This is a genomic window from Streptomyces albidicamelliae, from assembly GCF_025642175.1.
Lineage (GTDB): Bacteria > Actinomycetota > Actinomycetes > Streptomycetales > Streptomycetaceae > Streptomyces > Streptomyces albidocamelliae.
This window is the reverse complement of record NZ_CP106795.1, coordinates 7,877,769-7,901,390: the sequence shown is the minus strand read 5'-3', so window position 1 is coordinate 7,901,390 and position 23,622 is coordinate 7,877,769. Positions and strand designations below refer to the sequence as shown.

21 protein-coding genes and 1 pseudogene are annotated in these 23,622 nt (G+C 72.3%); 17 read left to right on the top strand and 5 right to left on the bottom strand.

From position 1 onward, the window contains the following. Nucleotides 1-28 precede the first annotated feature (28 nt). Nucleotides 29-1,296: pseudogene (locus N8I86_RS35705) on the bottom strand (DUF418 domain-containing protein). Nucleotides 1,297-1,492: 196 nt separating this feature from the next. On the opposite strand from N8I86_RS35705, the gene N8I86_RS35700 reads away from it, so the two are divergent. The 3 genes from N8I86_RS35700 to N8I86_RS35690 all read left to right on the top strand — a co-directional run bounded on the left by N8I86_RS35700 (nucleotide 1,493) and on the right by N8I86_RS35690 (nucleotide 3,964). Continuing rightward, nucleotides 1,493-2,158 (top strand): response regulator, encoded by a 666-nt coding sequence (locus N8I86_RS35700; RefSeq protein WP_263279715.1) that lies wholly within the window; start codon nucleotides 1,493-1,495, stop codon nucleotides 2,156-2,158. Beyond that, nucleotides 2,155-3,264: a sensor histidine kinase gene (locus tag N8I86_RS35695; RefSeq protein ID WP_073898100.1), complete on the top strand. Its 1,110-nt coding sequence runs from the start codon at nucleotides 2,155-2,157 to the stop codon at nucleotides 3,262-3,264. Before N8I86_RS35700 ends, N8I86_RS35695 begins: the two co-directional genes overlap by 4 nt. Before the next feature lie 85 nt (nucleotides 3,265-3,349). Continuing rightward, the gene (locus tag N8I86_RS35690; protein WP_263279714.1) at nucleotides 3,350-3,964 is read left to right on the top strand and encodes a dihydrofolate reductase family protein; all 615 of its coding nucleotides are present in this window, start codon (nucleotides 3,350-3,352) and stop codon (nucleotides 3,962-3,964) included. Between the two features lie 12 nt (nucleotides 3,965-3,976). Here N8I86_RS35690 and N8I86_RS35685 read toward each other — a convergent pair whose 3' ends face one another. After that, nucleotides 3,977-4,324, bottom strand: a complete 348-nt coding sequence (locus N8I86_RS35685; RefSeq protein WP_263279713.1) for a hypothetical protein — start codon at nucleotides 4,322-4,324, stop codon at nucleotides 3,977-3,979. A gap of 206 nt (nucleotides 4,325-4,530) precedes the next feature. On the opposite strand from N8I86_RS35685, the gene N8I86_RS35680 reads away from it, so the two are divergent. The 13 genes from N8I86_RS35680 to N8I86_RS35620 all read left to right on the top strand — a co-directional run bounded on the left by N8I86_RS35680 (nucleotide 4,531) and on the right by N8I86_RS35620 (nucleotide 18,862). After that, entirely contained in the window at nucleotides 4,531-4,746 is a 216-nt protein-coding gene (locus N8I86_RS35680) for a hypothetical protein (protein ID WP_073898098.1), read from the top strand. Nucleotides 4,747-4,864: 118 nt separating this feature from the next. Then, nucleotides 4,865-6,445 (top strand): hypothetical protein, encoded by a 1,581-nt coding sequence (locus N8I86_RS35675; RefSeq protein WP_073898096.1) that lies wholly within the window; start codon nucleotides 4,865-4,867, stop codon nucleotides 6,443-6,445. A 72-nt stretch (nucleotides 6,446-6,517) separates the two neighbouring features. Further along, nucleotides 6,518-7,585 carry a glucose-1-phosphate thymidylyltransferase gene (locus tag N8I86_RS35670; RefSeq protein WP_073899039.1) on the top strand — a complete coding sequence of 356 codons (1,068 nt, stop codon included), beginning with the start codon at nucleotides 6,518-6,520 and terminating at the stop codon, nucleotides 7,583-7,585. After that, a complete protein-coding gene (gene rfbB, locus N8I86_RS35665) occupies nucleotides 7,582-8,565 on the top strand; it encodes a dTDP-glucose 4,6-dehydratase (RefSeq protein WP_073898094.1) in 984 nt (327 codons plus the stop codon). Before N8I86_RS35670 ends, rfbB begins: the two co-directional genes overlap by 4 nt. A 64-nt stretch (nucleotides 8,566-8,629) precedes the next feature. Beyond that, nucleotides 8,630-9,523 (top strand): dTDP-4-dehydrorhamnose reductase, encoded by an 894-nt coding sequence (rfbD, locus tag N8I86_RS35660; RefSeq protein ID WP_263279712.1) that lies wholly within the window; start codon nucleotides 8,630-8,632, stop codon nucleotides 9,521-9,523. After that, nucleotides 9,520-10,119, top strand: a complete 600-nt coding sequence (locus tag N8I86_RS35655; RefSeq protein WP_073898090.1) for an acyltransferase — start codon at nucleotides 9,520-9,522, stop codon at nucleotides 10,117-10,119. Before rfbD ends, N8I86_RS35655 begins: the two co-directional genes overlap by 4 nt. A 260-nt stretch (nucleotides 10,120-10,379) precedes the next feature. Further along, nucleotides 10,380-11,540 (top strand): hypothetical protein, encoded by a 1,161-nt coding sequence (locus tag N8I86_RS35650; RefSeq protein WP_263279711.1) that lies wholly within the window; start codon nucleotides 10,380-10,382, stop codon nucleotides 11,538-11,540. Next, on the top strand, nucleotides 11,537-12,307 hold the full coding sequence (locus N8I86_RS35645) for a WecB/TagA/CpsF family glycosyltransferase (protein ID WP_263279710.1): 771 nt from the start codon (nucleotides 11,537-11,539) through the stop codon (nucleotides 12,305-12,307). The genes N8I86_RS35650 and N8I86_RS35645 overlap by 4 nt, the downstream gene beginning before the upstream one ends. Then, entirely contained in the window at nucleotides 12,307-13,566 is a 1,260-nt protein-coding gene (locus N8I86_RS35640; RefSeq protein ID WP_263279709.1) for a nucleotide sugar dehydrogenase, read from the top strand. Before N8I86_RS35645 ends, N8I86_RS35640 begins: the two co-directional genes overlap by 1 nt. A gap of 3 nt (nucleotides 13,567-13,569) precedes the next feature. Beyond that, complete coding sequence (gene wecB / locus N8I86_RS35635; protein ID WP_263279708.1) at nucleotides 13,570-14,685, top strand: non-hydrolyzing UDP-N-acetylglucosamine 2-epimerase; 1,116 nt, start codon at nucleotides 13,570-13,572, stop codon at nucleotides 14,683-14,685. 51 nt (nucleotides 14,686-14,736) lie between these two features. Then, nucleotides 14,737-17,109 (top strand): oligosaccharide flippase family protein, encoded by a 2,373-nt coding sequence (locus N8I86_RS35630; RefSeq protein ID WP_263279707.1) that lies wholly within the window; start codon nucleotides 14,737-14,739, stop codon nucleotides 17,107-17,109. Further along, nucleotides 17,106-18,059, top strand: coding sequence for a hypothetical protein (locus N8I86_RS35625; protein ID WP_263279706.1), 954 nt, complete (start codon nucleotides 17,106-17,108; stop codon nucleotides 18,057-18,059). Before N8I86_RS35630 ends, N8I86_RS35625 begins: the two co-directional genes overlap by 4 nt. A gap of 11 nt (nucleotides 18,060-18,070) precedes the next feature. Then, the gene (locus N8I86_RS35620) at nucleotides 18,071-18,862 is read left to right on the top strand and encodes a glycosyltransferase family 2 protein (RefSeq protein WP_263279705.1); all 792 of its coding nucleotides are present in this window, start codon (nucleotides 18,071-18,073) and stop codon (nucleotides 18,860-18,862) included. Here the strand turns inward: N8I86_RS35620 and N8I86_RS35615 are convergent. Then, nucleotides 18,841-19,791: a glycosyltransferase family 2 protein gene (locus N8I86_RS35615; RefSeq protein ID WP_263279704.1), complete on the bottom strand. Its 951-nt coding sequence runs from the start codon at nucleotides 19,789-19,791 to the stop codon at nucleotides 18,841-18,843. The two genes, N8I86_RS35620 and N8I86_RS35615, sit on opposite strands and share 22 nt — an antisense overlap. Next, nucleotides 19,788-21,818 (bottom strand): O-antigen ligase family protein, encoded by a 2,031-nt coding sequence (locus N8I86_RS35610; protein WP_123441390.1) that lies wholly within the window; start codon nucleotides 21,816-21,818, stop codon nucleotides 19,788-19,790. Before N8I86_RS35610 ends, N8I86_RS35615 begins: the two co-directional genes overlap by 4 nt. A gap of 71 nt (nucleotides 21,819-21,889) precedes the next feature. On the opposite strand from N8I86_RS35610, the gene N8I86_RS35605 reads away from it, so the two are divergent. Beyond that, a complete protein-coding gene (locus N8I86_RS35605; protein ID WP_073898069.1) occupies nucleotides 21,890-22,546 on the top strand; it encodes a hypothetical protein in 657 nt (218 codons plus the stop codon). Nucleotides 22,547-22,563: 17 nt separating this feature from the next. Here the strand turns inward: N8I86_RS35605 and N8I86_RS35600 are convergent, their stop codons facing one another. Further along, on the bottom strand, nucleotides 22,564-23,610 hold the full coding sequence (locus tag N8I86_RS35600; RefSeq protein ID WP_263279703.1) for a glycosyltransferase family 2 protein: 1,047 nt from the start codon (nucleotides 23,608-23,610) through the stop codon (nucleotides 22,564-22,566). Nucleotides 23,611-23,622 lie beyond the last annotated feature (12 nt).

Sequence of the window (23,622 nt, the reverse complement as noted above, 5' to 3'; positions counted from 1 at the left end):
CGGCACGCCGGGGCCCCGCCGTCGCCGCTCAGCGGACGTGGCGCGCGAGCCGGGTGGCCGTGTACATCGCGTGTTCGAGGGGGCCGCGCCGGAAGTGGTGGGTCCACAGGGTGGCCAGGAGAGCGGCGGCCGCGACGAACGCGAGGAGCACCGGCAGCTCGCTCATGCCGTCGCCGTCGACCGCGGGCACGTACCAGACGTCGAGGAGGAGCCAGAGGGCGACGACGTGCAGGACGTACACGGTCAGTGCCGTCATGCCGACCGCCGCGATCGGCCTGGTCAGGCGGTTGACGCGGGGCAGGCGCTCCGCGACGGTCAGGCACCCGGCCAGCACCAGCAGGGCGACACCCGTGTCGCCGATGACGGCGAAGGTGGTCTGGCTGTGCGGGGCGGCCACGAGCAGCCAGGCGAGCGGGGTGCGGTCGTCGGGGCTGCCGACGGTGTCCGACCACCACGCCGACGCGGGTGAACCGCCGTCCGTCGCGGCGGCGACGGCGGGAAGGGCGCCCGGCACCGTGTGCAGCGCCAGCCAGGAGCCGCCGTGGCCGAGCACGGCGAGCGCCCCGCCGGCCAGGGCCAGGCGGAGCCGGACGCCGGTCCGGGTGAGGTCGAGTCTGGCGACCGCCATTCCCGCGACCAGGAAGGGGATCCAGGTGAGAACGGGGTACGGCCCCGTGAACAGCAGCTCGATGAGACCGTCCGTGTCGGTGAGCCGGGCCAGCGGGTCCCACGCCATGACGGTGTCCGCCCAGTCACCCCCGTCGATCGACTGCCGGATCACGTACAGGATCTGCGGCAGGATCAGCGCGCCGGCGGCGGCGATGAGCGCGAGCGTTCCGGCCCGCAGCCGGTACAGCGGGAGGACGGCCAGGAAGAGCACCCCGTAGAAGCTCAGGATCACGTCCACCTCGGTGTCCAGCGCGGTCAGGACGTAGCCCATGGCCACGAGGACGGCCGCACGGATCGCGACGCGGGCGACGGCCTGCCGGCCGGCCCGCCCGGTCCGGGGCGCGGCCGGCCGGTGATGATCACCAGCGAGAAGCCCGCGAGGAGCGCGAACAGGGCGGACGAGCGGCCCCGCGCGCACTCCACCAGGAACCCCACCGGACCGCCCACCGCGGGGTCGGGGCCGACGTGGACGGAGTACATGCCGAGGACCGCGAGGCCGCGGGCCAGGTCGATGCCGACCAGCCGGCCGGTCGAGGGCGCGGCCGGAGCGTGAGCGGTCGAGGACCGGTCCGCGTCGAGTACGCGCGGCACCTCCGCCGCGACCGCGGGCCCTGCGTCATGCCCCATGTCCTCATGGTTCGCCCGGCATCCGGGACCGCTCACCGGGCGTGTTTCCGAAGGCGCCCCGCCGACCGGCCGAAGCCGCCCCCGCCGATCGGCGGGGTCCGGGCCGCCGATCGGCGGGATTCGGCTCCGCGCCGCGCGGTGCCGGCCTCCGCGTGGTACGCATCGAACAGCGGGCACGCAAGGAGCGGAGCGCACGGTGATCCGGGTACTGGTGGTCGACGACGAGGCCCTGGTCCGTACGGGCTTCACACACATCCTCAACACCGCGGACGACATAGAGGTCGTGGGGGCGGTCCCCGGCGGCCAGGCCGTCCGTACGGTGCGCGAGGCGCGCCCCGACATCGTCCTGCTCGACATCCGCATGCCGGACGTGGACGGACTCACCGTCCTGGCCGAGCTGCGCCGCATGCCGGACTGCCCGGTGGTGGCGATGCTCACCACGTTCGACTCCGACGAATACGTGGCGACGGCGCTGCGCTCGGGCGCCGCGGGCTTCCTGCTGAAGGACACCGATCCGGAGCAGCTCCCCTATCTGGTGCGGGCTCTGGCCGAGGGCGGTACGGTGCTGTCGTCCAAGGTCACCCGCACGGTGGTGGACGGCTATCTCGACCAGGGCGGCCGTGAACCCGCCGCCCGCCTCGCGGCCCGGCTGACCGAGCGGGAGCGCGCCGTCCTCGTCCTGATGGCGGAGGGCCTCGCCAACGCGGACATCGGCGAACGGATGCATCTGAGCGCCGGCACGGTCAAAGGCCATGTCAGCGCCGTGCTGAGCAAGCTGGAGGTCAGCAGTCGTGTGCAGGCGGCCTTGATCGCCGAGCGGGCGGGCCTGCTCGGGCCGGCGCGGGAGGAGGACACCCGGTGAAGCGCCGGGGAGTACCGCCTGCGCTGCTGGACGCCTTCCTCGTCCTGGTCGCGCTGATCGACACGTGGGCCAACGTCGGCTTCGACCGGGGTGCGCCGCTGGGCTGCGCGCTGCTCGCGTCCTTCGCCCTGGTGCTGCGCCGGCACCTGCCGCTGACGACGTTCCTGCTCACGCTGCCCACGGCCCTGGTCACGGACGCGGTGTTCGCCACGCTGGTGGCGCTGTACACGCTCTCCTCGCTCAACCGCCACCGCGTGCTGCTGGGAATCTGCGCCCTGACGTACGCGGTCATCGACTTCCTCCCCTGGCCGTGGTCGAACCTGCGGGCCACCGAGCTCGCGGGCACCCGCAACGTGGTCCACATCCTCTACTCCGTCGCCTCGGCGGCCGCGCCGGTCTTCCTGGGCCAGCTCGTCCAGGCCCGCCGTGAACTCTCGCTCCGGCTGAGCGAGATCACCGAGGCCCGGGAGAACGAGCGGCTGCTGACCGCCCAGAGCGTGCTGGCGAAGGAGCGGGCGCAGCTGGCGCGGGAGATGCACGACGTGGTCTCCCACCAGGTCAGCCTGATCGCCGTACAGGCCGGAGCACTCCAGGTGGGCAGTGGGGACCCGGAGACGAAGAGCGCCGCGGCGACGATCCGGCGGCTCAGCGTGCAGACCCTCGACGAGCTGCGGCACATGGTCAGCGTGCTCAGGGCGTCCGGCAGCCGTCCCACGGAGCTCACTCCTCAGCCTTCCCTCGCCGACCTCCAGCGCCTGGTCGACGGCAGCGGTATCGAGGCGGAACTGAAGACGGATCTGCCCGGGGACCTGCCGCCCGCCACCCAGCGCGCCGTCTACCGGACCGTGCAGGAAGCGCTGACGAACGTCCGCAAGCACGCCCCCGGCGCGCGAGCCATAGTCGCCATCCACCACATGAACGGCACCATCGGCCTCACCGTCACCAACACGGCGCCGACCCAGGCGCCGCTCCCGCTGCCCGGTGCCCACCACGGCCTGGTGGGACTGCGCCAGCGTGCCGAACTCCTCGGGGGGAGCATCACCTCCGGCCCCACCTCCGACGGCGGCTACGAGCTCCACCTCGAACTGCCGATAGGGACCACGTAGCGACCGGGGGGCGCGGCCGGCTCTCCGGCGCGCGGGCCCCGGCGGTGAGCGATGAGTTCGGGCGGTGCCTCAGGTCCACCCCGGTATGACACGCGTCATCGCCGACATCTCGGTCTCCCTGGACGGCTTCGTCACCGGCCCCGGCCCCGGCCCGCGCCACGGGCCCGGGTCGGGCGGCGAGGCCCTGCACACCTGGGCGTTCTCCGACGACCCCGACGACCGCAGGGTGCTGCGCGAGGGGACCGCCCGCTCGGGGGCCGTCGTCCTCGGCCGCCGGCTCTTCGACCTGGTCGACGGCCCCGCGGGCTGGGACGACACCACCGGCTACGGCGCCGGGGAGGTCGGCAGGCCGGGGTTCGTCGTCGTGACGAGCGCGCCGCCCGAGTCGGTACGGCTCACCGACCTCGACTGGACGTTCGTCACCACCGGCCTGCCCGACGCCGTCGCCGCGGCACGCGAGCGCGCGGAGGCTGCCTCCCCGGAATCCGGGGACGGCCTGGACGTCGTCCTCATGGGTGGGGGCGCCACGATCGGCTCCGCGTTCGAGGCCGGTCTGGTCGACGCGCTGTCACTGCACCTCGCGCCCGTCGTCCTGGGCGCCGGGACACCCCTGTTCACCGGCCGTACCCGCCGCACGCTTGGGCAGCGCGGCGCGACCGTGACGTCCACGGCGACGCACCTGTTCTACGACGTGCGCTGAGGGCCGGGTCCGTCATGCGGCCGCGGTGAGCGCGGCCGCGGTCAGCCGTATCGCCGTGTCGGCGCGGGCGAGGACGACCAGGCGGGTTCCCCCGGCGTCGGCGTCGGCCTCGAGCAGGCGCCGCACCGGAGCGCTGTGGGTGGCCACGGACATCACCAGGCCGAGGCGGCTGCACAGTCGGTGCACGCGCAGCACCACGCCGACCGCCGAGTCCGCCGCCGCGGGCCCGTCGAGCACGAGGACGAGGGAGGTCGGTGCGTGTCCCTTCACGAGATCGCTGATCCGGGCGAGCAGGACCGCACGGCCGTCGCTGCCGGGATCGTCGTGCACCGTGACGACGAGTACGCCTTGCTCGCGCATGGGACACCATCACGGCCATCCATCTCCTTTTCCGGCTAAACGGTTCACACTCGGACTACCCCTTCCGGGCGGGCTGATGCAGAAGGGCGGCCGGTCCCCGGGCCGGGGCCATCAGGGTGTCTCCGGGCGGTGTCGGGAGGCGGGCGCGGGGCCGCGTGGTCATGCTGGCCAGGTAGTGGCGGACACCAGGCGACAAGGAGCACGCTATGCCGACGGACGCGGTCGGACGGTTTCTGGCGGCACTCGACCCGGACCACCGGGAGGCGATCGGCGCCGAGCCGCGCGAGGAACAGGAGCGGCTGGCGGCGGCCTGGGAACGCGAGCTGGAGGCGGACGACGAGCTCGACACCCTGGACGAGCTCTCCCCGCCGGCGGCGGAGGCCGAGGCGGCCCGCCGCGTCCTGGAGCGCGAACTCGGCTGAAGCGCACCCGGTCATTGCGGGATCATGAACAATCCTCACGTTTCTGTGGACTCCTCGGCGGGGCTCTCCTAGGGTCACCGCGGCGCGACCACCCGTCGTCCGCATCCCGAGGAGCCCCATGTCCCGCAGGACACTCCACCGTGCCCTGGGCCTCGCCCTGGCCCTGGTCGCGGGTACGGCCGTGGCCGGGCCCGTGCCCGCTCAGGCCGACCCGATACCCGAGGCGCCCGGCCACCGCCTGGTCGACGCCTACACCGGCGCCCCGGCCGTCGCGCGTCCACTGCCCGGTGCGCAGCCCCCACAGCACCCGTACCTCGCGCCGAACGGCCGGTCCGGGATGCACGCGGACGGCTGGGGCAGCGCCACCTACCCCTGGTCCGGCCCGCTCGGCGCGCACCCGCGGGCCGACAGCGAGCGGATGGCGCTGCTGGGCGGCGAGTGCGCCAACGTGACCTTCGACCGGGCGGGCCGGATCGTCACCGTCTGCGGGACGTTCACCGGGTTCCTGGTGAAACTGCTCGACCCGCGTACCCTCGCGACGCTGGCCGAGTACAGGCTGCCGCAGCGGCCCTCCACCGTGGAGGCGATCACCCGGCTGGACTTCTCCCGGATCTTCAAGGACACCTCCGGCGGCGCCTACTCCTACCTCGACGACCAGGACCGGCTGGTGCTCGCCGACTCCCGCCAGCACATCGTCCGCCTCGCGCACCGGCAGCAGCCGGACGGCGACTGGGAGTTCACCGTCACCGACGACTGGGACCTCACCGCACGGGTGCCCCACGACTGTGTGACCTGGACGAACCTGTACCCCACCGGAACGTGCGACCCGGTCACCTCCGTCATGCCGGACTGGCGGGGCCGGATCTGGTGGGTCACCCGGCAGGGCCGCGTCGGCACGGTCGATCCGGGCAGCGGGAGGGTCCGCTCGATCCGGCTGGACGGGGAGGAGATCCAGAACTCCTTCTCCGTCGCCGCCGACGGGGTCTCGATCGTCTCCGACCACGCGCTGTACGAGTTCACCGCCGCGGCGGACGGGACCCCCGCGGTGGTGTGGCGGCAGACCTACGACCGGGGCACCGGCACCAAACCCGGCTCGGTGAACCAGGGCTCGGGCACCACGCCGGACATCTTCGGCGACGGCGGCAGGTACGTCGCGATCACCGACAACGCCGACGACCGCATGCACGTCCTCGTCTACCGGCGCGGTGCCGGCGTAACCGCCGACCGGCGGCCGGTGTGCGAGGTCCCCGTGTTCCGCTCCGGCGCGTCCACCACGGACAACTCCCTGATCAGCTGGGGCGACAGCCTGGTGGTCGAGAACAACTACGGCTACGGGAACGTCACCTCGCTCACCTTCGGACGGAGCGTGGTCGGCGGGGTCACCCGGATCGACGTCCGCCCCGACGGCAGCGGCTGCGACACGGTCTGGGAGAGCGCCGAGCGGTCGCCGTCCGTCGTGCCGAAGCTGTCCACCGGCAACGGGCTCCTCTACCTCTACACGAAGGACCCCGACCCCCTGGGCATCGACGCCTGGTACCTGACCGCCGTCGACTTCCGCACGGGACGCACCCGGTGGAAGCAGCTCGTCGGCACGGGCGCCGGTTACGACAACAACTGGGCACCGATCACACTCGGCCCGGACGGCACCGCCTACGTCGGCGTCTTCAACGGCCTGGCCGCCGTACGCGACGACGGCTGAACGGGCGGCGGGCATGCCGACGGTGTGCGGAATCCTCCCGTCGGCATGTCCCGCGAAAGTATGGTGCTGCCCATGAAGGCACTTTTGTTGTCTGGTGGCTCCGGTACCCGTTTGCGCCCTATAACCCATACCTCGGCGAAACAGCTCGTACCGGTCGCGAACAAGCCGGTGCTGTTCTACGGCCTGGAGGCGATCGCCGAGGCCGGGATCACCGAGGTCGGGATCATCGTCGGCGACACGGCCGAGGAGATCCGGGAGGCGGTCGGCGACGGCGGCGCGTTCGGCCTCGACGTCACCTACATCCCGCAGGAGGCCCCCCTCGGTCTGGCCCACGCGGTCCTGATCGCCCGTGAGTTCCTGGGCGACGACGACTTCGTGATGTACCTCGGCGACAACTTCGTCGTCGGCGGCATCACGGATCTGGTGACCGCCTTCCGCGCCGAGCGGCCGGAGGCGCAGATCCTGCTGACGAAGGTGCCGAACCCGACCGCGTTCGGGGTGGCCGAGCTGAACGCGGCCGGCCGGGTCGTCGGTCTGGAGGAGAAGCCCCGGCATCCCAAGAGCGAGCTGGCGCTGGTCGGCGTCTACCTCTTCACGCCGGCCGTCCACGAGGCCGTGCGCGCGATCGAGCCGTCCTGGCGCGGCGAGTTGGAGATCACGCACGCCATCCAGTGGCTGATCGACACCGGCCGTGACGTGCGCTCCACGACGATCTCCGGGTACTGGAAGGACACCGGGAACGTCACCGACATGCTCGAGGTCAACCGCTCGGTGCTGGAGACCGTCGAGCGCCGTATCGACGGCACGATCGACGACGACAGCGAGATCATCGGCCGGGTGGTCGTCGAGCGCGGCGCGAAGGTGACCGGCAGCCGGATCGTCGGTCCGGTGGTCATCGGCGCGAACACCGTCATCGTCGACTCCTACGTCGGCCCCTTCACCTCGATCGCCGCGGACTGCAGGATCGAGGACAGTGAGATCGAGTACTCGATCGTGCTGCGCGACTCCTCCGTGAGCGGTGTACGCCGCGTGGAGGCCTCCCTCATCGGCCGCAACGTCGAGGTCACCCCGGCGCCCCGCAAGCCGGCCGCCCACCGTCTCGTCCTCGGCGACCACAGCAAGGTGCAGATCTCCTCATGACGACGAACATCCTGGTGACCGGCGGTGCCGGCTTCATCGGCTCGCACTACGTCCGTACGCTCCTCGGCCCCGCCGGCCCCGGTGACGTGACGGTCACGGTGCTGGACAAGCTCACGTACGCGGGAAATCCGGCCAACCTCGACGAGGTGCGCGACCACCCGGGATTCGCCTTCGTCAAGGGCGACATCTGCGACGCGGAACTGGTCGACGGGCTCCTCGCCACGCACGACCAGGTGGTGCACTTCGCCGCCGAGTCACACGTGGACCGTTCGATCCTGGGGGCCGCCGAGTTCGTCCGGACCAACGTGCTCGGCACCCAGACCCTGCTGGACGCGGCGCTGCGCCACGCGCCGCGGACCTTCGTGCACATCTCCACCGACGAGGTGTACGGCTCCATCGAGTCCGGCTCCTGGCCGGAGACGGACCCGCTGAGCCCCAACTCCCCCTACTCCGCCTCCAAGGCGTCCAGCGATCTGCTGGCCCTGTCCTACCAGCGCACCCACGGGCTCGACGTGCGGGTGACCCGCTGCTCCAACAACTACGGGCACCACCACTTCCCCGAGAAGGTCATCCCGCTGTTCATCACCAACCTGCTGGACGGCAGGAAGGTCCCGCTGTACGGCGACGGCGGCAACGTCCGCGACTGGCTGCACATCGACGACCACGTACAGGCCGTCGAGCTGGTGCGTACCCGGGGGCGCGCGGGCGAGGTCTACAACGTCGGCGGCGGCACCGAGCTGTCCAACAAGGAGCTGACCGAGCTGTTGCTGGAGGCCTGCGGCGCGGACTGGAGCAGTGTCGAGTACGTCACCGACCGCAAGGGCCACGACCGCCGCTACTCGGTGGACTGCGGCAAGCTGCGGACGGAGCTGGGGTACGAGCCGCGCAAGGACTTCGCCACCGGCCTCGCGGAGACCGTCGCCTGGTACCGCGAGAACCGCGCCTGGTGGGAGCCGCTGAAGGAGCGCGCCGCGCTCTAGTTCCACGGCCGGGGGCGGTGGCCATCGCCGTCCCCGGTCCCCTTCCGACGACGAACAGGGAACCATGACCACCACTTGGCTGATCACCGGTGCGACGGGGATGCTCGGGCAGGACGTTCTGGCGCGGCTCGGCCGGGACGGCGAGGAGGCCGTCGGCCTGGGCAGCGGCGGTCTCGACATCACCGACCCCGACGCCGTGCACGACGCGGTCGCCGCGCACCGGCCCCGGATCGTGGTCAACTGCGCGGCGTGGACGGCCGTGGACGACGCCGAGGCGCGCGAGGCGGACGCGCTGCGGGTCAACGGTGACGGTCCCCGCAACCTCGCCGAGGCCTGCGAGAAGGCGGGTGCCGGACTGCTCCAGGTGTCGACGGACTACGTGTTCGCGGGCGACGGCACCAGCCCCTACCCCGAGGACGCGCCGACGGCACCGCGCAGCGCGTACGGACGTACCAAACTGGCGGGGGAACGGGCCGTGCTGGCGGCGCTCCCGGAGACCGGGTACGTCGTGCGCACGGCCTGGCTGTACGGCGCGGGGGGCGGGAACTTCGTCGACACGATGATCGGCCTGGAGGCGGCCCGGGACACCGTCGACGTGGTCGACGACCAGCGCGGGCAGCCCACCTGGACGGTGGACCTCGCGGACCGGCTGGTGCGACTCGGCCGGGCCGCCCTGGCCGACACCGCGCCCGCCGGTGTGTACCACGGCACCAGCGGCGGGGAGACGACCTGGTTCGGGCTGACCCGGGAGATCTACCGGCTGCTCGGCAGCGACCCCGGACGTGTCCGGCCGACGAACAGCGCCGCCTTCGCCCGGCCCGCGCCCCGCCCCGCGTACAGCGTCCTGGGGCACGACCGCTGGCGCCGTGCCGGTGTGGAACCGATCCGCCCCTGGCAGGAGGCGCTGGCGGCGGCCTTTCCCGCTCTGCTCGAGAAGAAGAGAGGTGCAGCCAGGTGAGCAACAGAATCCAGCCGACCGCCCAGGTCGACGAGAGGGCCACGGTCGGTGACGGGACGACGGTCTGGGATCTGGCCCAGATACGCGAGGACGCCCGGCTGGGCACCGGGTGCATCGTGGGCCGGGGAGCGTACGTGGGCCCGGGGGTGCGGATCGGCGACAACGTGAAGCTCCAGAACTACGCCCTGGTCTACGAGCCGGCGGTGCTCGGTGACGGGGCGTTCGTCGGGCCCGCCGCGGTCCTCACCAACGACTACTTCCCGCGGTCGGTCGACCCGCAGGGCCGGCTGAAGCGCGGGGACGACTGGGAGGCCGTGGCGGTCGTGGTCGGCGAGGGGGCGTCGCTGGGAGCCCGTTCGGTGTGCGTGGCGCCGGTGCGCGTCGGCCGCTGGGCGCTGGTCGCGGCGGGCGCCGTGGTCACCCGGGACGTGCCGGACTTCGCGCTCGTGGCGGGCGTGCCGGCCCGCCGCATCGGCTGGGTGGGCCGGGCCGGGGTGCGCCTGGTCGAGCGGGAGGACGTGCCGGGCGGGTGGGAGTGCCCGGAGACGGGAGCGCTGTACGAGGAGAAGGACGGCGAGCTCGTCGAGCGAGCCTGACGCCGATTTGCCCAAAACGCCGATCCTTGAACATCGGCAGGCATAACATGTGTTCGAACTGTGCAGACCGGGCACAGTGAGGCCACAAGTCAGTGGTGCCCAGGGGGGGTTACCGGGTGAGGACACCTGTGCCTGAAGCGAGGAGCGGGCACCGCTCCGTCGCCTGACGTCTTTCTTCTTCCGCCGCTCGGCCTGCGCGCCGCGGCGTTCATGAGTCTGTGCAAGCACAGGACCCACAGGGGGGTTGGTGTGTGCGAAGGATGACCAACACACGTCTGGCGGCGCTCGGCAGCGAGGATCCGCCACTGCTCTCGCTCACCCGACGACTGCTCGCGCTCGCCGAGTCGGGACTGCCCTCGATGCTCCTCGACGGCGGTGAGGGCTTCGCCTTCACCATGGCCGGGCGGGAGGCGCCCGACAGCACCTGGACCCTGCAACGGCGCGGAACCAGCGTCCGGTACGCGGCCATCACCGTGCTCGGTGCCCGGTTCCTGCCCGAGGACCGCCAGCGCGCGGTGCTCGGCGGGCGTACCGCCCAGGAGTTCGCGGGCCTGCTGATCGAGTCGCTGCCCACGGTGACCAACCTCGGGGACGCGGCGCTCATCGCCTGGGCCGCCGCCGACACCGCGCACCCCAAACTCTCCGACGCACTGGCTCGGGTGGACGCCCTGGACGAGGCGGGCCGGCCGCAGTACACCGTCGAGGCGGCCTGGGTGCTGTCCGCCCTCGCGGCGGCGCGGGAAGCGGCGGACGTGGAGGACCGGCTCATCGCGGCCCGCGACCGGCTGCTGCGCGCCCGGGCGGGGAACGGCCCGCTCTTCCCGCACGCCACCGGCCCCGGCCTGGTGCCCTGGTACCGGGCGCACGTGAGCTGCTTCGCCGACCAGACCTACCCGTTGCAGGCGCTGGCCCGCCTGCACGCGAGCGGCCACGGCGGCGACCCGGAGGCACTGGCCGCGGCCGAGGCGTGCGCCGCGCGCATCTGCGCACTGCAGGGCGACGGCGGCCAGTGGTGGTGGCACTACGACGCGCGCACCGGCGGTGTCGTGGAGGGCTACCCGGTCTACAGCGTCCACCAGCACGCGATGGCGCCGACCGCGCTGCTCGACCTCACCGACGCCGGGGGCAGCGACTTCGGCGCGGCGGTCCGCAAGGGCCTGCGCTGGATGACCGAGGTGCCCGAACTGGCCGAACACCCGGAGCCGTTGATCCTCGACGAGCTCGGCGTCACCTGGCGCAAGGTCTACCGGGGCGATCCGAAGAAGGCCGTACGCGCCGCCCGGGGCCTCGGCACCCGGGTCGCGCCCGGCCTGCGGCTGAAGACCCTGGACCGGGTGTTCCGCCCCGTCTCCGTGGACCGCGAGTGCCGGCCGTACGAGTTCGGCTGGATGCTCCATGCCTGGCAGGGGGGCCGGATATGAGGGCGCGTCAGTCGCTGTTCGGGGTCGAGCTGGACCCGCTGACCATGGACGAGACCGTGGAGCGGTGTCTCGAGGCCGTCCGGGACGGCAGGAAGCTCGAGATAGGCGTGGTCAACGCCGCGAAGCTGGTGAACATGCGGCGGGACCAGCGGCTCGCGCGGGCCGTGGCGGGCTGCGACCTCGTCCTCGCCGACGGACAGGCCGTCGTCTGGGCCGGCCGGGTGCTGCGCGCCCCGCTGCCGGAGCGGGTCGCCGGCATCGACCTGTTCCTGCGGCTGCTGGGCGAGGCGGAGTCCGCGGGCATGTCCGTGTACTTCCTCGGCGCCAAGCAGGACGTGCTGGAGCGGATGCTGCTGCGGGTGGCCGACCGCTTCCCCGATCTGAAGGTGGCCGGCAGCCGCAACGGCTACTTCGACGACTCCGAGCAGGAGTCGATCGCGGACGGCATCGCCCGCAGCGGCGCCCACATGCTGTTCCTCGGCATGACCTCGCCGAAGAAGGAGATCTTCACCGCGGCCCACGGCGAGCGCACCGGCGCCCGCATCGTGCACGGCGTCGGCGGCTCCTTCGACATCCTCGCCGGGGTCACCAAGCGGGCCCCCGAGGCCTGGCAGCGGTGGGGCATGGAGTGGCTCTACCGCGCGCTCCAGGAGCCGCGCCGGCTGGGCCGGCGCTACGTCACCACCAATGCCGCCTTCCTTCTCATGACGGCGCGCGAGTACTTCCGGGCCGCCGCGTCGCCCGCTCCCGCGAACAGGAGTCACTGATGCGCGTAGTAGTGGTTGGACAGGGTTACGTGGGCCTGCCGCTGGCCATCCGCGCCGCCGAGGTCGGACACGACGTGGTCGGCTACGACGTCGACTCCCGCCGGGTCAAGAGCCTCGCCGCCGGTGAGTCCTTCGTCGAGGACGTCTCCTCCGAGCGGATCCGCGCGGCACTGGACGCGGGTGTCTACCGCGCGAGCGACTCGGCCCGTGACTGCGCCGGTTTCGACGTGGCCGTCGTGACCGTGCCGACCCCGCTGCACGAGGGGACCCCCGACCTGCGCTACATCAGGGAGTCGGGGGCCACCCTCGCCCGCTACCTGCGCCCCGGGGCCACCGTGGTCCTGGAGTCGACCACCTACCCGGGCACCACGCAGGAGCTGTTCGCCCCCATCCTGGAGGACGGCTCGGGGCTCACGGCGGGCACCGACTTCCATCTCGGGTACAGCCCGGAGCGGATCGACCCCGGCAACGCCGTCTGGGGGTTCCAGGAGACTCCGAAGGTCGTCTCGGGCGTCAACGAGCAGTCGCTGACGGCGGTCAGGGGGTTCTACGCGCAGCTCGTCGACACCACGGTGCCCGTGGGATCGCCCAAGGAGGCCGAGCTCGCCAAGCTGCTGGAGAACACCTTCCGGCATGTGAACATCGCGCTGGTCAACGAGATCGCGATGTTCGCCCACCACCTGGACATCGACGTCTGGCAGGCCATCGACGCCGCCTCCACCAAGCCCTTCGGCTTCATGAAGTTCACGCCCGGGCCGGGGGTCGGCGGCCACTGCCTGCCCATCGACCCGTCGTACCTGTCCTGGCGGGTGCAGCGCGAACTCGGCCAGAGCTTCCGCTTCGTGGAGCTGGCCAACGACATCAACAACCACATGCCGGAGTACGTGGCGCGGCGCATCGGCGAGTTGTTCAACGAAAGACGCCGTTCCGTGAACGGCTCGAACATCCTGCTGCTGGGTCTGGCGTACAAGAAGAACACCGGTGACGCCCGGGAGTCGCCCGCCCTGCGCATCTCCCAGCTGCTGCTCGACATGGGCGCGCAGGTGAAGGCGGCGGACCCGCACGTCGTCGAGAGCCTGCCGGTGGACACCCGTCTGGTGCGGGTGGAGCCGACCGCCGAGGAGCTGGCGGCCGCCGACGTGGTGGTCCTGCTCACCGACCACGACAGCTTCGACTACGGCGTCATCGCCGAACACGCCCCCTTCGTCCTCGACTGCCGCCGGCGGCTGTCGCCCGGACCCACGATCGAGGTGCTCTGAGCCATGCCGCGTGTCGTCTGCGTCGCCGGGGCCCGCCCCAACTACATGAAGATCAAACCGGTGATGGACGCCCTGGAGAGCCGGGGCGCCGAGGTGATCCTCGTCCACACCGGCCAGCACTACGACCCGGCGATGAACGACGTGTTCTTCGCCGACCTCGGCATCCGTCCGCCCGACCGCTTCCTCGGAGTCGGCTCCGGTACCCACGCCGAGCAGACCGGACGCGTGATGACCGCGTTCGAACCGCTGCTCGGCGAGGTGTCCCCGGACATCGTCGTGGTGGTCGGCGACATCAACTCCACGCTGGCCTGCGCCCTGGTCACGGCCAAGGCCGGACCGCTGCTGGCGCACGTCGAGGCGGGCCTGCGCAGCCGCGACTGGAGTATGCCCGAGGAGGTCAACCGCGTCGCCACCGACCGGGTCAGCGACTACCTGCTGGCCCCCTCGCCCGACGCCACCGAGAACCTGCGCGCGGAGGGGTACCGGGAGGACCAGATCCACCTGGTCGGCAACGTCATGATCGACACACTGCTGGCCAACCTCGACCGGGCCCGGGCGTCCGACGTGCTCGGCCGGTACGCCCTGGCCAGGGGCGAGTACGGCCTGGTGACCCTGCACCGCCCGGCCAACGTGGACGACCCCGAGGTCCTCGCCGGACTGCTGAAGGCCCTCGGCGAGATCGCCGGCCGCTGCCCGCTCGTGCTGCCCGTGCACCCGCGTGCGGCCGAACGGCTGGCCGAGATCGGCGTACCGGGGGGCATCACGCTCGTACCGCCCGCCGGATACCTCGACTTCATCGCCCTGCAGGACTCCGCCCGCCTCGTGCTGACCGACTCGGGAGGCGTGCAGGAGGAGACCACGGCGCTGGGGGTGCCGTGTGTGACCCTGCGGGACAACACCGAGCGGCCCATCACCGTCGAGGAGGGCACCAATGTGCTGGCCGGCCGCGACCCGGCGCGCATCGTGGCCACCGTGAACCGGGTGCTGGACGATCCGCCAGCCGCGCGCCGGCCCGAGCTGTGGGACGGCCGCGCGAGCGACCGCATCGCCGACGTGCTGCTGGAGGGAGGGACGGCGGGCACCCGGCCGAGGCCCACCGATCGACCGTTCCCCATATGATCCGCCTGCAACCTATGCTCGTTGGACGTCGGGTCGCTAGGGGGGACCGCCATGGATCTCGCTGAGATCTTCCGTGTCATGCGCAGGCGCTGGTACGTACTGCTGCCCGGGCTGCTGCTGACCGCGTGCCTGACCGTGGCCGTGGCCCTGGTGGTCCCCGTCACCTACCAGTCGCAGAGCACGGTGGTACTGCTGAACTCGCAGAAGGCCACGGTGGCCTACGACGGCAACCCCTTCCTCAGCACCCAGACCTCGCTCACCGGCATGGCCGACAGCCTGGCCCGCAACCTCAACTCCGACATCTCCCTGCGGGAGCTCAAGTCCCGTGGGGCGAAGGGCACGTTCGAGGCCAAGCTCGCCGACAACGCCCAGGGGCCGTTGATGTGGCTCACCGTCACCGGCACGGACAAGGCCGCCGTGCTGGCCTCGGACCGCATCCTGACCGCCTATGCCAAGGAACGGCTGAACCAGTTCCAGAAGCAGCAGTCGGTGGCCCCGAAGGCCATGATCCGCATGACGACCATCGTGCCCCCGCAGAACCCGGTGGCGCAGACCAAGACCCGGCTCGAGTACCTGATCATGGCCGGGGGCCTGGGTCTGGTCCTGAGCCTGCTCGCCACGTTCTACGTCGAGGCACGCCGGCGGTCACGCACGGCCGCTGCGCAGCCGGACGGGACCGCCGGCCCGGACGGCAGCGAGACCGCGGGTCCGGCCGGGAGCGACACCGCCGGGCCGGCCACCTCCCCGACCGTGCGGCCGGGGAACCGGCCGCCGAACAGACCATCGCCCTGCGGACACAGCCCAGCTGGGCGCGGTCCGCCGAGAACCGGCCCGCCGCCGAGCCGAGGGCCGGGCGGCCCGTCATGGCCGCGGCGCCCGCCGCCGAGCCGCTGGACGAGGAGTCGTCGCATGGACAGCGTTCGCACACCGGACAGCGACCCCTCTGAGAGGAGCGGCGCCCCCGCGCCGCCCGAGCCTCCACCACCGTCCCCTCCCCCGTCCCTCGGCGGAAAGGTCCGTTCCGCGGCCCGCTGGAGCCTGATCAACACCGTGGTCATGCGCCTGGGCAACTTCGCCACCGGTATCCTCCTGGCGCGGTTCGCCCTCGGACCGGCGGAGTGGGGCGTCTACGGCATCGCCCAGACCGTCCTCCTGGTCCTGCTGTCCGCCAACGAGCTGGGCGTCGGGCTGGCCATCGTCCGCTGGGACGGCGACCCCCGCCGCTTCGCGCCCACCGTGCTCACCCTGGGAGCCGCCTCCAGCGCCCTGCTGTACGCGGCCATCTTCGTCTCGGCACCGGCCGTCGCCGGCCTGCTCGACTCCCCCGAGGCCACGGGCGTTCTGCGGGTGATGTGTCTGTGCCTGGTGATCGACGGTGTGGCCCAGGTCCCGGCCAACTTCCTCACCAGGGAGTTCGCCCAGGGCAAGCGGATGGTCATCGACGCGCTCAACTTCGTCCTCAGTACCGCCGTGACCCTGGTGCTGGCCTTCGCCGGCTGGGGCGCGATGAGCTTCGCGTGCGGCGCGGTCGCGGGCAACGTCGCCGCGCTGATCGGCTGCGCCCTGGCCGCCCCCGGCACCCTGCGGTTCGGCTGGGACCCTCAACAGGCCCGCGCACTGCTGGGGTTCGGGCTTCCGCTGGCCGGCGCGAGCCTTCTCGCCCTCGCCGTCGTCAACGTGGACACCATGATCGTCGGCTCGTCCCTCGGCCAGGTGTCGCTCGGTTTCTACGTCCTGGCGTTCAACATGTCCGGGTGGCCCGTGCGCATCATCAGCGAGGCCGCCCGCCGTGTCTCCTTCGCCGGCTTCTCCCGCCTGGCCGGCTCCCCGCAGGCCCTCGCCGAGGGCTTCGGCCGCGCGCTGGGCGTCCTGGTCACCGGCACCGTGCCGCTGTGCGTGCTGCTCGGCGGCCTCGCCGCACCGGTCGTCCACCTCGTCTACGGCAGCACCTGGGTGCCCGCGGCGGCGGCGCTGCCCTGGCTGATGGCCCTCGGCCTGGTCCGCATCGGCTGTGAACTGGCCTACGACTGCCTCGTCGCCGCCGGACAGCGCCGCTCCCTCATCCTGGTCCAGGCGCTCTGGCTCGTCGCCCTCGTCCCCGTCCTGGTCGCCGGCGCGCACCTGAACGGCATGGTCGGCGTCTCCCAGGGCCATGTGCTGGTCGCCGCCGGACTCGTCGTACCGGCGTTCCTCTACGCCCTCGGCCGGGCCGGGATCGGGTTCGGCACCATCGCCCGGGCCTGCGCCTGGCCGCTGCTCGGGGGAGCCGTGATGGCCGTGGTGCTGCTCGCCGCGCGGCGCATCCTCGGCGACAGCGCACCGGCCCTGGTCCTCGTCGGCACCGCCGCCCTCGCCTGCTACGTGGTGTGCGTCCTGCCAAGCCGCCGGTTCCTGCTGGGCTCCCGGGCGGTGGAGACCGTATGAGGGTGCTCCGCCGCCTGCTCACCGTCCTGCTGCTCGCGCTGTGCGCCGCCTGTTCCGGTGGCGGCGGCCCCGCCGAGGACGGCAAGGGAGCCGCCTCCGGCCCCGGCAGGGCCGGGACGGCGCACCCGCCGAGCGGCACGGGACGCGAAGCGGGCTTTCCCGACGCCAACACCACCGGCCCCCGTGTCCCCCTGACACCGCACGACACGGGCGACATGGCCATCCGGACCGACGGAACCGTCATCAAGGGCTGGGACATCACCGGCTCCCTCGACATCTACGCGAACGACGTGACGATCGTCGACACCAGGATCACCTCCGCCAACTGGTGGGGGATCAACCTGCGCCCCGGGTACCGGGGGCTGAAGGTCCTCCACAGCACCATCACCGCCGTACCCGGCAAGGGCCCCGACAACGGCGGGGTGGACTACGCCGTCTCCAACATGAGCACCAGCGCCGTCGAGGTCGGCTGGTGCGACATCTCCGTGTTCGGCAACGCCCTGTCCATGGGCCAGGGCCACATCCACGACAACTACGTCCACGACCTCGTGCCGTTCCGCAACGCGGGCGGCGAGTGGCAGCACACGGACGCGGTGATCAGCGGCGGCAGCAACAAGGGCAGGCTGATCATCCGGCACAACACCCTGCTCAATCCCGTCGCCGTCGGCCAGGGGGCCTCGGCGAGCATCGGACTGTTCTCCGACACCGGCCCCGTCTCCAACACCGTCGTGGACGGCAATCTGCTGGCCGGGGGCGCGTACACCCTCTACGGGGGCGGCAAGGACGCGACCGGGATCACGGTCACGAACAACGTCTTCTCCACCCGGTACCACCGCAACGGCGGCGGCTACGGAGCGGTCACCGCCTGGAACGCCGACGGCTCCGGCAACGTCTGGCGCGGCAACCGGTTCACCGACGGCACCCCGGTCACCCCCGCGCCGGCCGGCTGAGGAAGAGGAACATGCGACGGATCGCCCGCGCCCCCTGGGAACTGCTGAAGCGCGCCTTCGGCTGGCTCGTCCTGTTCGAGCTCCGCAACAAGGTCCTCCTCGCCCCGACCGCGCTGCGGCTGCGCCGGCTGGAGACCGCCGAGACCCGCCGGCTCGCGGCCGGCACCGCCGAGGCGCCGGCCGCCCTCGTCGCCACCGTCATCGCCACCCACCGCCGCCCCGACCAACTGCGGGCCGCCGTCCGCTCGGCACTCGGCCAGACGGTGCGCGACCAGGTCGTGGTGGTCGTGGACGACGGCGCCGGGCTGACCGAACTCCCGGACGACCCGCGGCTGTTCGCCGTGTCGCTGGCGCGGAACACCGGTGTGGCCGGTGTCGTGCGCAACGTGGGCATCCGCCTCACCCGCTCGCGGTACGTGGCCTTCCTGGACGACGACAACCTGTGGGAACCCGATCACCTGGAGCGGGCGCTGGCGGTGCTGGAGGCCCCCGGCGGGCCGGACGGTGTGTACACCGCGCTGCGCCGTGTCCTGCCGGACGGGACCGAACGGGACGTGCTGTCCGTGCCGTTCGACCGCCGCCGGGCCGCCCGGGAGTCGTTCCTCGACACCAACGCGTTCGTCGCGCGCCGCACCCGGGGCCTGCGGTTCAGCCGGCTGCGGCGGACGCCGGAGGTGCTGCCGCGCGAGGACTGGGAACTCGTCCACCGGTACAGCCGCGGCCACCGCGTGTGCCACGTACCGCACGCCACCGTGCGGTACCTGGTCAACCCCGAGAGCTTCTACACGACCTGGTCCGGCTGAGCGGCGCCCGGCCCGGCCTCACGCTCCCGCGGGGGCCGCAGTGCGCCCGGCCGGAGCAGGGCGGCCGCCGCCGCACGGCTGGCCTCCCTGCCGAGCGCGGCACGCGACGCCTCGCGCAGGAACACGGCCGCCCGGAAGCACCCGGTCGCGAGGGCGCCGTGCCGACGCCCGTACAGGCGCACCCGGTTGAGCGTGAGCAGGGTCCACAGCCGGGGCGACACCCGGGATTCGCCGCCCAGGTGCACGGCTTGAGCGGTCGGCTCCAGCTGTGTGCGGTAGCCCAGGTCCCGGGCGCGGAGGCAGTACTCGGTCTCCTCGGAGTACAGGAAGAAGGACTCGTCCCAGGGACCGCAGGCGGCCAGGCAGTCCACCGAGAGGGCCATGAGCGCGCCGGTCGCCCAGTCCGGGCGGGTCGGGCCGGCGTAGGCGGCGGGATCGGTGACCAGTTCGCTCAGCCGCGGGAAGCGTCCGGCCCGCCGGTTGCCGATGATCGCCTCCCCGAGCGCCCGGGCCACCGTGGACTCACGGCGCAGCGAGTACAGCGGCGCCTCGCGGCCCTCCTCGTACAGGAGGGGTACGGCGATCCCCACCTCGCCGTCGAGCCGGTCGACGAGCCGCTTGGCGCAGCCCTGCCGCATACGGATGTCCGGGTTGCAGACGAGCACGGTTCCGTAGCCGCCGTCCCATTCGCCGGCGGCGTCGAGTGCGGCGTTGATGCCCGCCGCGTATCCGGCGTTGCGGCCGGTCTGCACGACGGTGGTGTCGGGCGCGAGGGCGCGCAGGACCTCCACGGTGTCGTCGGCCGAGTCGTTGTCGGCGACGACGAGCCGCCAGTCGAGGCCGGCCATGCCGTCCGGGAGGGCGGCGAGGAACCCGGGGAGCACCGCGGCGCTGTTCCAGGTGACGACGACGACTGCGACGGGGCTCATCGGATCTCCGCGAGTTGGGGCGACGGGGTGTCGGGGGACTTGCCGGGCACCGGGGCGGCGGCAGCGGCAGCCGCCTCGCGCCGGACGAAGCTCAGATAGCTGCCTCCCGCCCCCAGGACCAGGAAGAACATGCCGGCGAACATGGGGAAGCTGAGCGAGTCGAAGGTGGCGCTGATGACGAGGGCGACCAGGGACGAGGCGAAGAAGGCCTGGCCCAGTTCGCGGTCGGACTCGGTGCGGGCGAGGCGCCGGATGGAGCCGCCCTGGTGGATGCCGGTGATGAACAGCACGAGCAGGGCGACCGCCCCGAGCACTCCCATCTCGGCGAGGGTCAGCATGTACTGGTTGTCCGTGAAGAAGTACAGGTCCGGTGTGAAGGTGCCGAAGCCGCGCCCGAACAGGGGGTGTTCCTTCAGGTAGGGCACGATCGCGCTGTACTTGACGGTGCGGGCCTGGGTGCTGCTGTCGGAGTTGGACAGGAACGACGCGAACAGTTCGGTGATGGTGCCGATCAGCCCGGGGATGAGCACCTTGAAGCCGGCCACCGACGCCGTCATCAGGCCGAGCGCGGCCCAGCGGCGCCGGGGCTTCCAGCGGGGCACCATCACCAGGGCGATCAGCAGCATGCCGATGATCGAGGTCCTGGACACGGTCAGCGGCAGCGCGCCGGCCATGAGGACGACCGGCCCCCAGCGGCGCAGGACGTGGAGGTGGCGGCGCACCGGGTCGAACGCCTGCTGGACGGCGAACGGCACCAGGATCGCGAGCATGCCGCCGAACTCCAGCGGCTGGGCGGTGGTGGACCGGGGACGGGTGAAGGAGCCGCGGTCCATGGCGGTGACCTGGGCGACGCTGGTCTGCAGTCCGGGGATGTGGATGGAGTCGGCGATGTTGGTGGCCGAGAAGAAGTCGTAGTAGCCGATCGCGGCGACGACGGTCCCCATCACCACGAGGCGGCGCATCAGGACGTCGAGCCGGCCGCGTTCCTGCACCCCGGCCGAGGTGAGGACGACCAGGGACACCCACACCAGGAATCCGATGAGTCCGCGGTCGGCCCCGAGGACCTCCTGGTGCGAGCTCTCGCGCATCGAGTCGGCGATGTACGCCATGAGGACGGCCGTGCCCAGCACGCACATGGCGATCCGGACGAGCCGGGTCCCCGGCGCCGGGAGGATGCGGCCGCCGAGCCAGGTCGCGAGGTACCACAGCAGTCCGAGCAGGGCGAACACGTTGGCCGGGGTGCCGACGCCGCCGAGCGCGGGCAGCGCCAGGTTGGACGGGACGAAGAAGGCCAGCACCAGGTAGACGGTGAGGATCGCGGTGGCGTCGACGCGCCTGCTCAGCGCGCCCGCGCGCAGCCGTCTGGGGGCGCGGGGCTCCTTCTTCGGCGCGGCGGCGCCCGGGCCGGCGCGCCGGCGGCGGCGCACGACCGAGACGCCCTCCATCAGGATCGACAGCAGGAACGCGCTGACCACGCCGAGGATGACGACGGCCGCGATGTCCTGGTAGCGGCTCTTCGACTTCGCCACCGGGGTCTGCGGCAGCACGACGGGCGTGGTCTGCACACGGTAGGGGGTCGGCACCTTGTCGGCGGACTGCAGGGCCTTCAGCTGCTCACCGGCGAAGGTGGTCAGGGTGTTGGTCTCCGCGAGCACCTTCTCGCGGTCGGTGCCGGTGACGCTGAGCACGAGCAGGGGGCTGTCGCTGGCCGGGGCGAAGCCGGCCGTGTACGGATCGGTGACGCCCCGGCCGCGCAACTCCTTGGCGGCGTCGCTCGATTCGAGGGTGCGGATCAGCACGTCGGCGGTGACGATGAGCGAACCGCCTGCGTTCGAGATGGGGTTGCCGAAGGTGGGGGCGAGACGTGCGACGGCCGAGGAGTCCAGCAGGGCGACGGAGCTCTGCGACTGGTAGGAGACGGGCACGGTGACGTACAGATAGCCGCCGCCGAGCAGACTGAGCAGCGTGAAGGGCACCATGAAGTACCAACGTCTGCGCAGAATGGCCCATATCTCACCAAGGCTCACGAACCATCCCCCCATTCGGTGGCATCCAGCCGTGTGTCCTGCCAGTATCGGGGGTGACGGAAGGATCTCCTATGTCGCCCGGGAACGTCGCCGACGCGCTGCTGCGCCGCTGGTACGTCGTGGTGCTCGCGCTGTTGCTGACGGCGGCCGGCGCGTACCGGGTGGTGCGCCCCGCCCCGCAGTTCACCGGCTCGGCGGTGGTCGTCCTCAAGCCGCCGGTGACCCGGAACCAGCCCAACCAGCTCACCAATCTGCAGCCGCCGCTGGCCCTGGTCTCGTACGGGATCGTCGAGCAGCTGCAGTCCCCCGCGGGGGCACGGGAGTTGCGGGCGGCGGGCGTGCGGGGGACCTACCATCTCATCCCCCGCAACAGCGGCACCAGCGCGACGCCCCGCTATCTGATCCCTTCCTTGCAGGTGCAGTCGCAGGCGTCCGGTGCGGACGCCGCGGTGACGGCGGTCCGCCGGATCGTCGACGTCTACACCGAGCACGTCGAGCGGTTGCAGACCGCGCAGGGCGTCTCCGCCGGAGCGCGGATCACCGCCGCCGTGCTGGTCGCGCCGAGCGCCGCCGAGGTCCAGGGCGACCGGAGCCGGGGTCTGGCGGGCACGGCCCTGCTGGGCGCGGCGGCCGGTGTCCTCGGCGCGTTGTGGCTCGACCGGTACCTGATGGGCCGCCGGACGGTGTCCCCCGGTCGCCACGCCGGTGCGGTGGCGGTGGCCGACTGAGTGGTGCCGGTGGTCCATCAGATGCCGCGGCGCTTCCAGGACTCCCACCACAGCGCCTCCCGGCCGCGCTCGGCGACGGCCGACCACACCAGCGGCTGCAGGTAGGGCATCGCCTTCGGGCCGATCCGCCGCCGGAGCCGCAGCGCCCGGTACTCCGGCAGCGCCGCGTAGTCCGGCAGGCACTCCGCGGCGAACGCCACGCAGTCGTCGACCGGGACGACCTCGGTACGCCCCCGGTCGTAGGCCCGGTAGGCGCGGCGCAGGGCGAACCGGGCGAGCCGGGTGTGGACCTGGTCGGCCAGCCGGTCGGCGTGCGGCAGCCGGTCGCCGCACTTGGCGAGCACCGAGTCGAAGGCGACCAGGCGCTGGCGCAGGTCGTCGAGCTGGCCGCCGAAGTCGGTGGTGGACATGTTCTTGCCGTGGACGCGGTAGAACGCCTGGTCGGCGCCGCGTACGTAGCCGACGTCGGCGTGGGCGGCGAGCCGCATCCACATCTCGATGTCGCCGGCGTGGGGCAGGGCCGGGTCGTAGCCGCCGACCGTGCGCTGCAGGCTGGTACGGACCACGACCTCGGGCGAGGTGATGCAGCCGGTGCCCTCGCGGAACCGGCGCTCCAGCCACCACTGCCCGGGGTAGACGACCGAGCCGGTGGAGCGGGTGCGGGCCCGCGGCAGGGGGCCGCCGTGCTGGAAGCGCAGCGGCCGTCCGTAGGCGAACCCCGCCTCGGGGTGGGCGTCCAGGAGGGCGGCGGCCCGTACGAGTGAGCCCGGGACCAGCCGGTCGTCGGCCGACAGGAGGGCGACGTAGTCGCCGTCGGCCCATTCCAGCAGGCCCTCGTTGTAGGTGGCGATGTGGCCCTTGTTGGTCTCGTGGACGAGGACCTCGATACGGGGGTCGGAGGCGGCGAGTTTGAGCGCGGCCTCCGCCGAGTCGTCGGGCGAGGCGTCGTCGATGATGAGCACCCGGACGTCGACGCCGTCCTGCTCGTCCAGGACGCTGCTGACGCAGTCGGCGAGGAAATGGCCGTACTTGTAGCACGGGATCACGACACTGACGGTGCTCATCGGTGGGCAAGC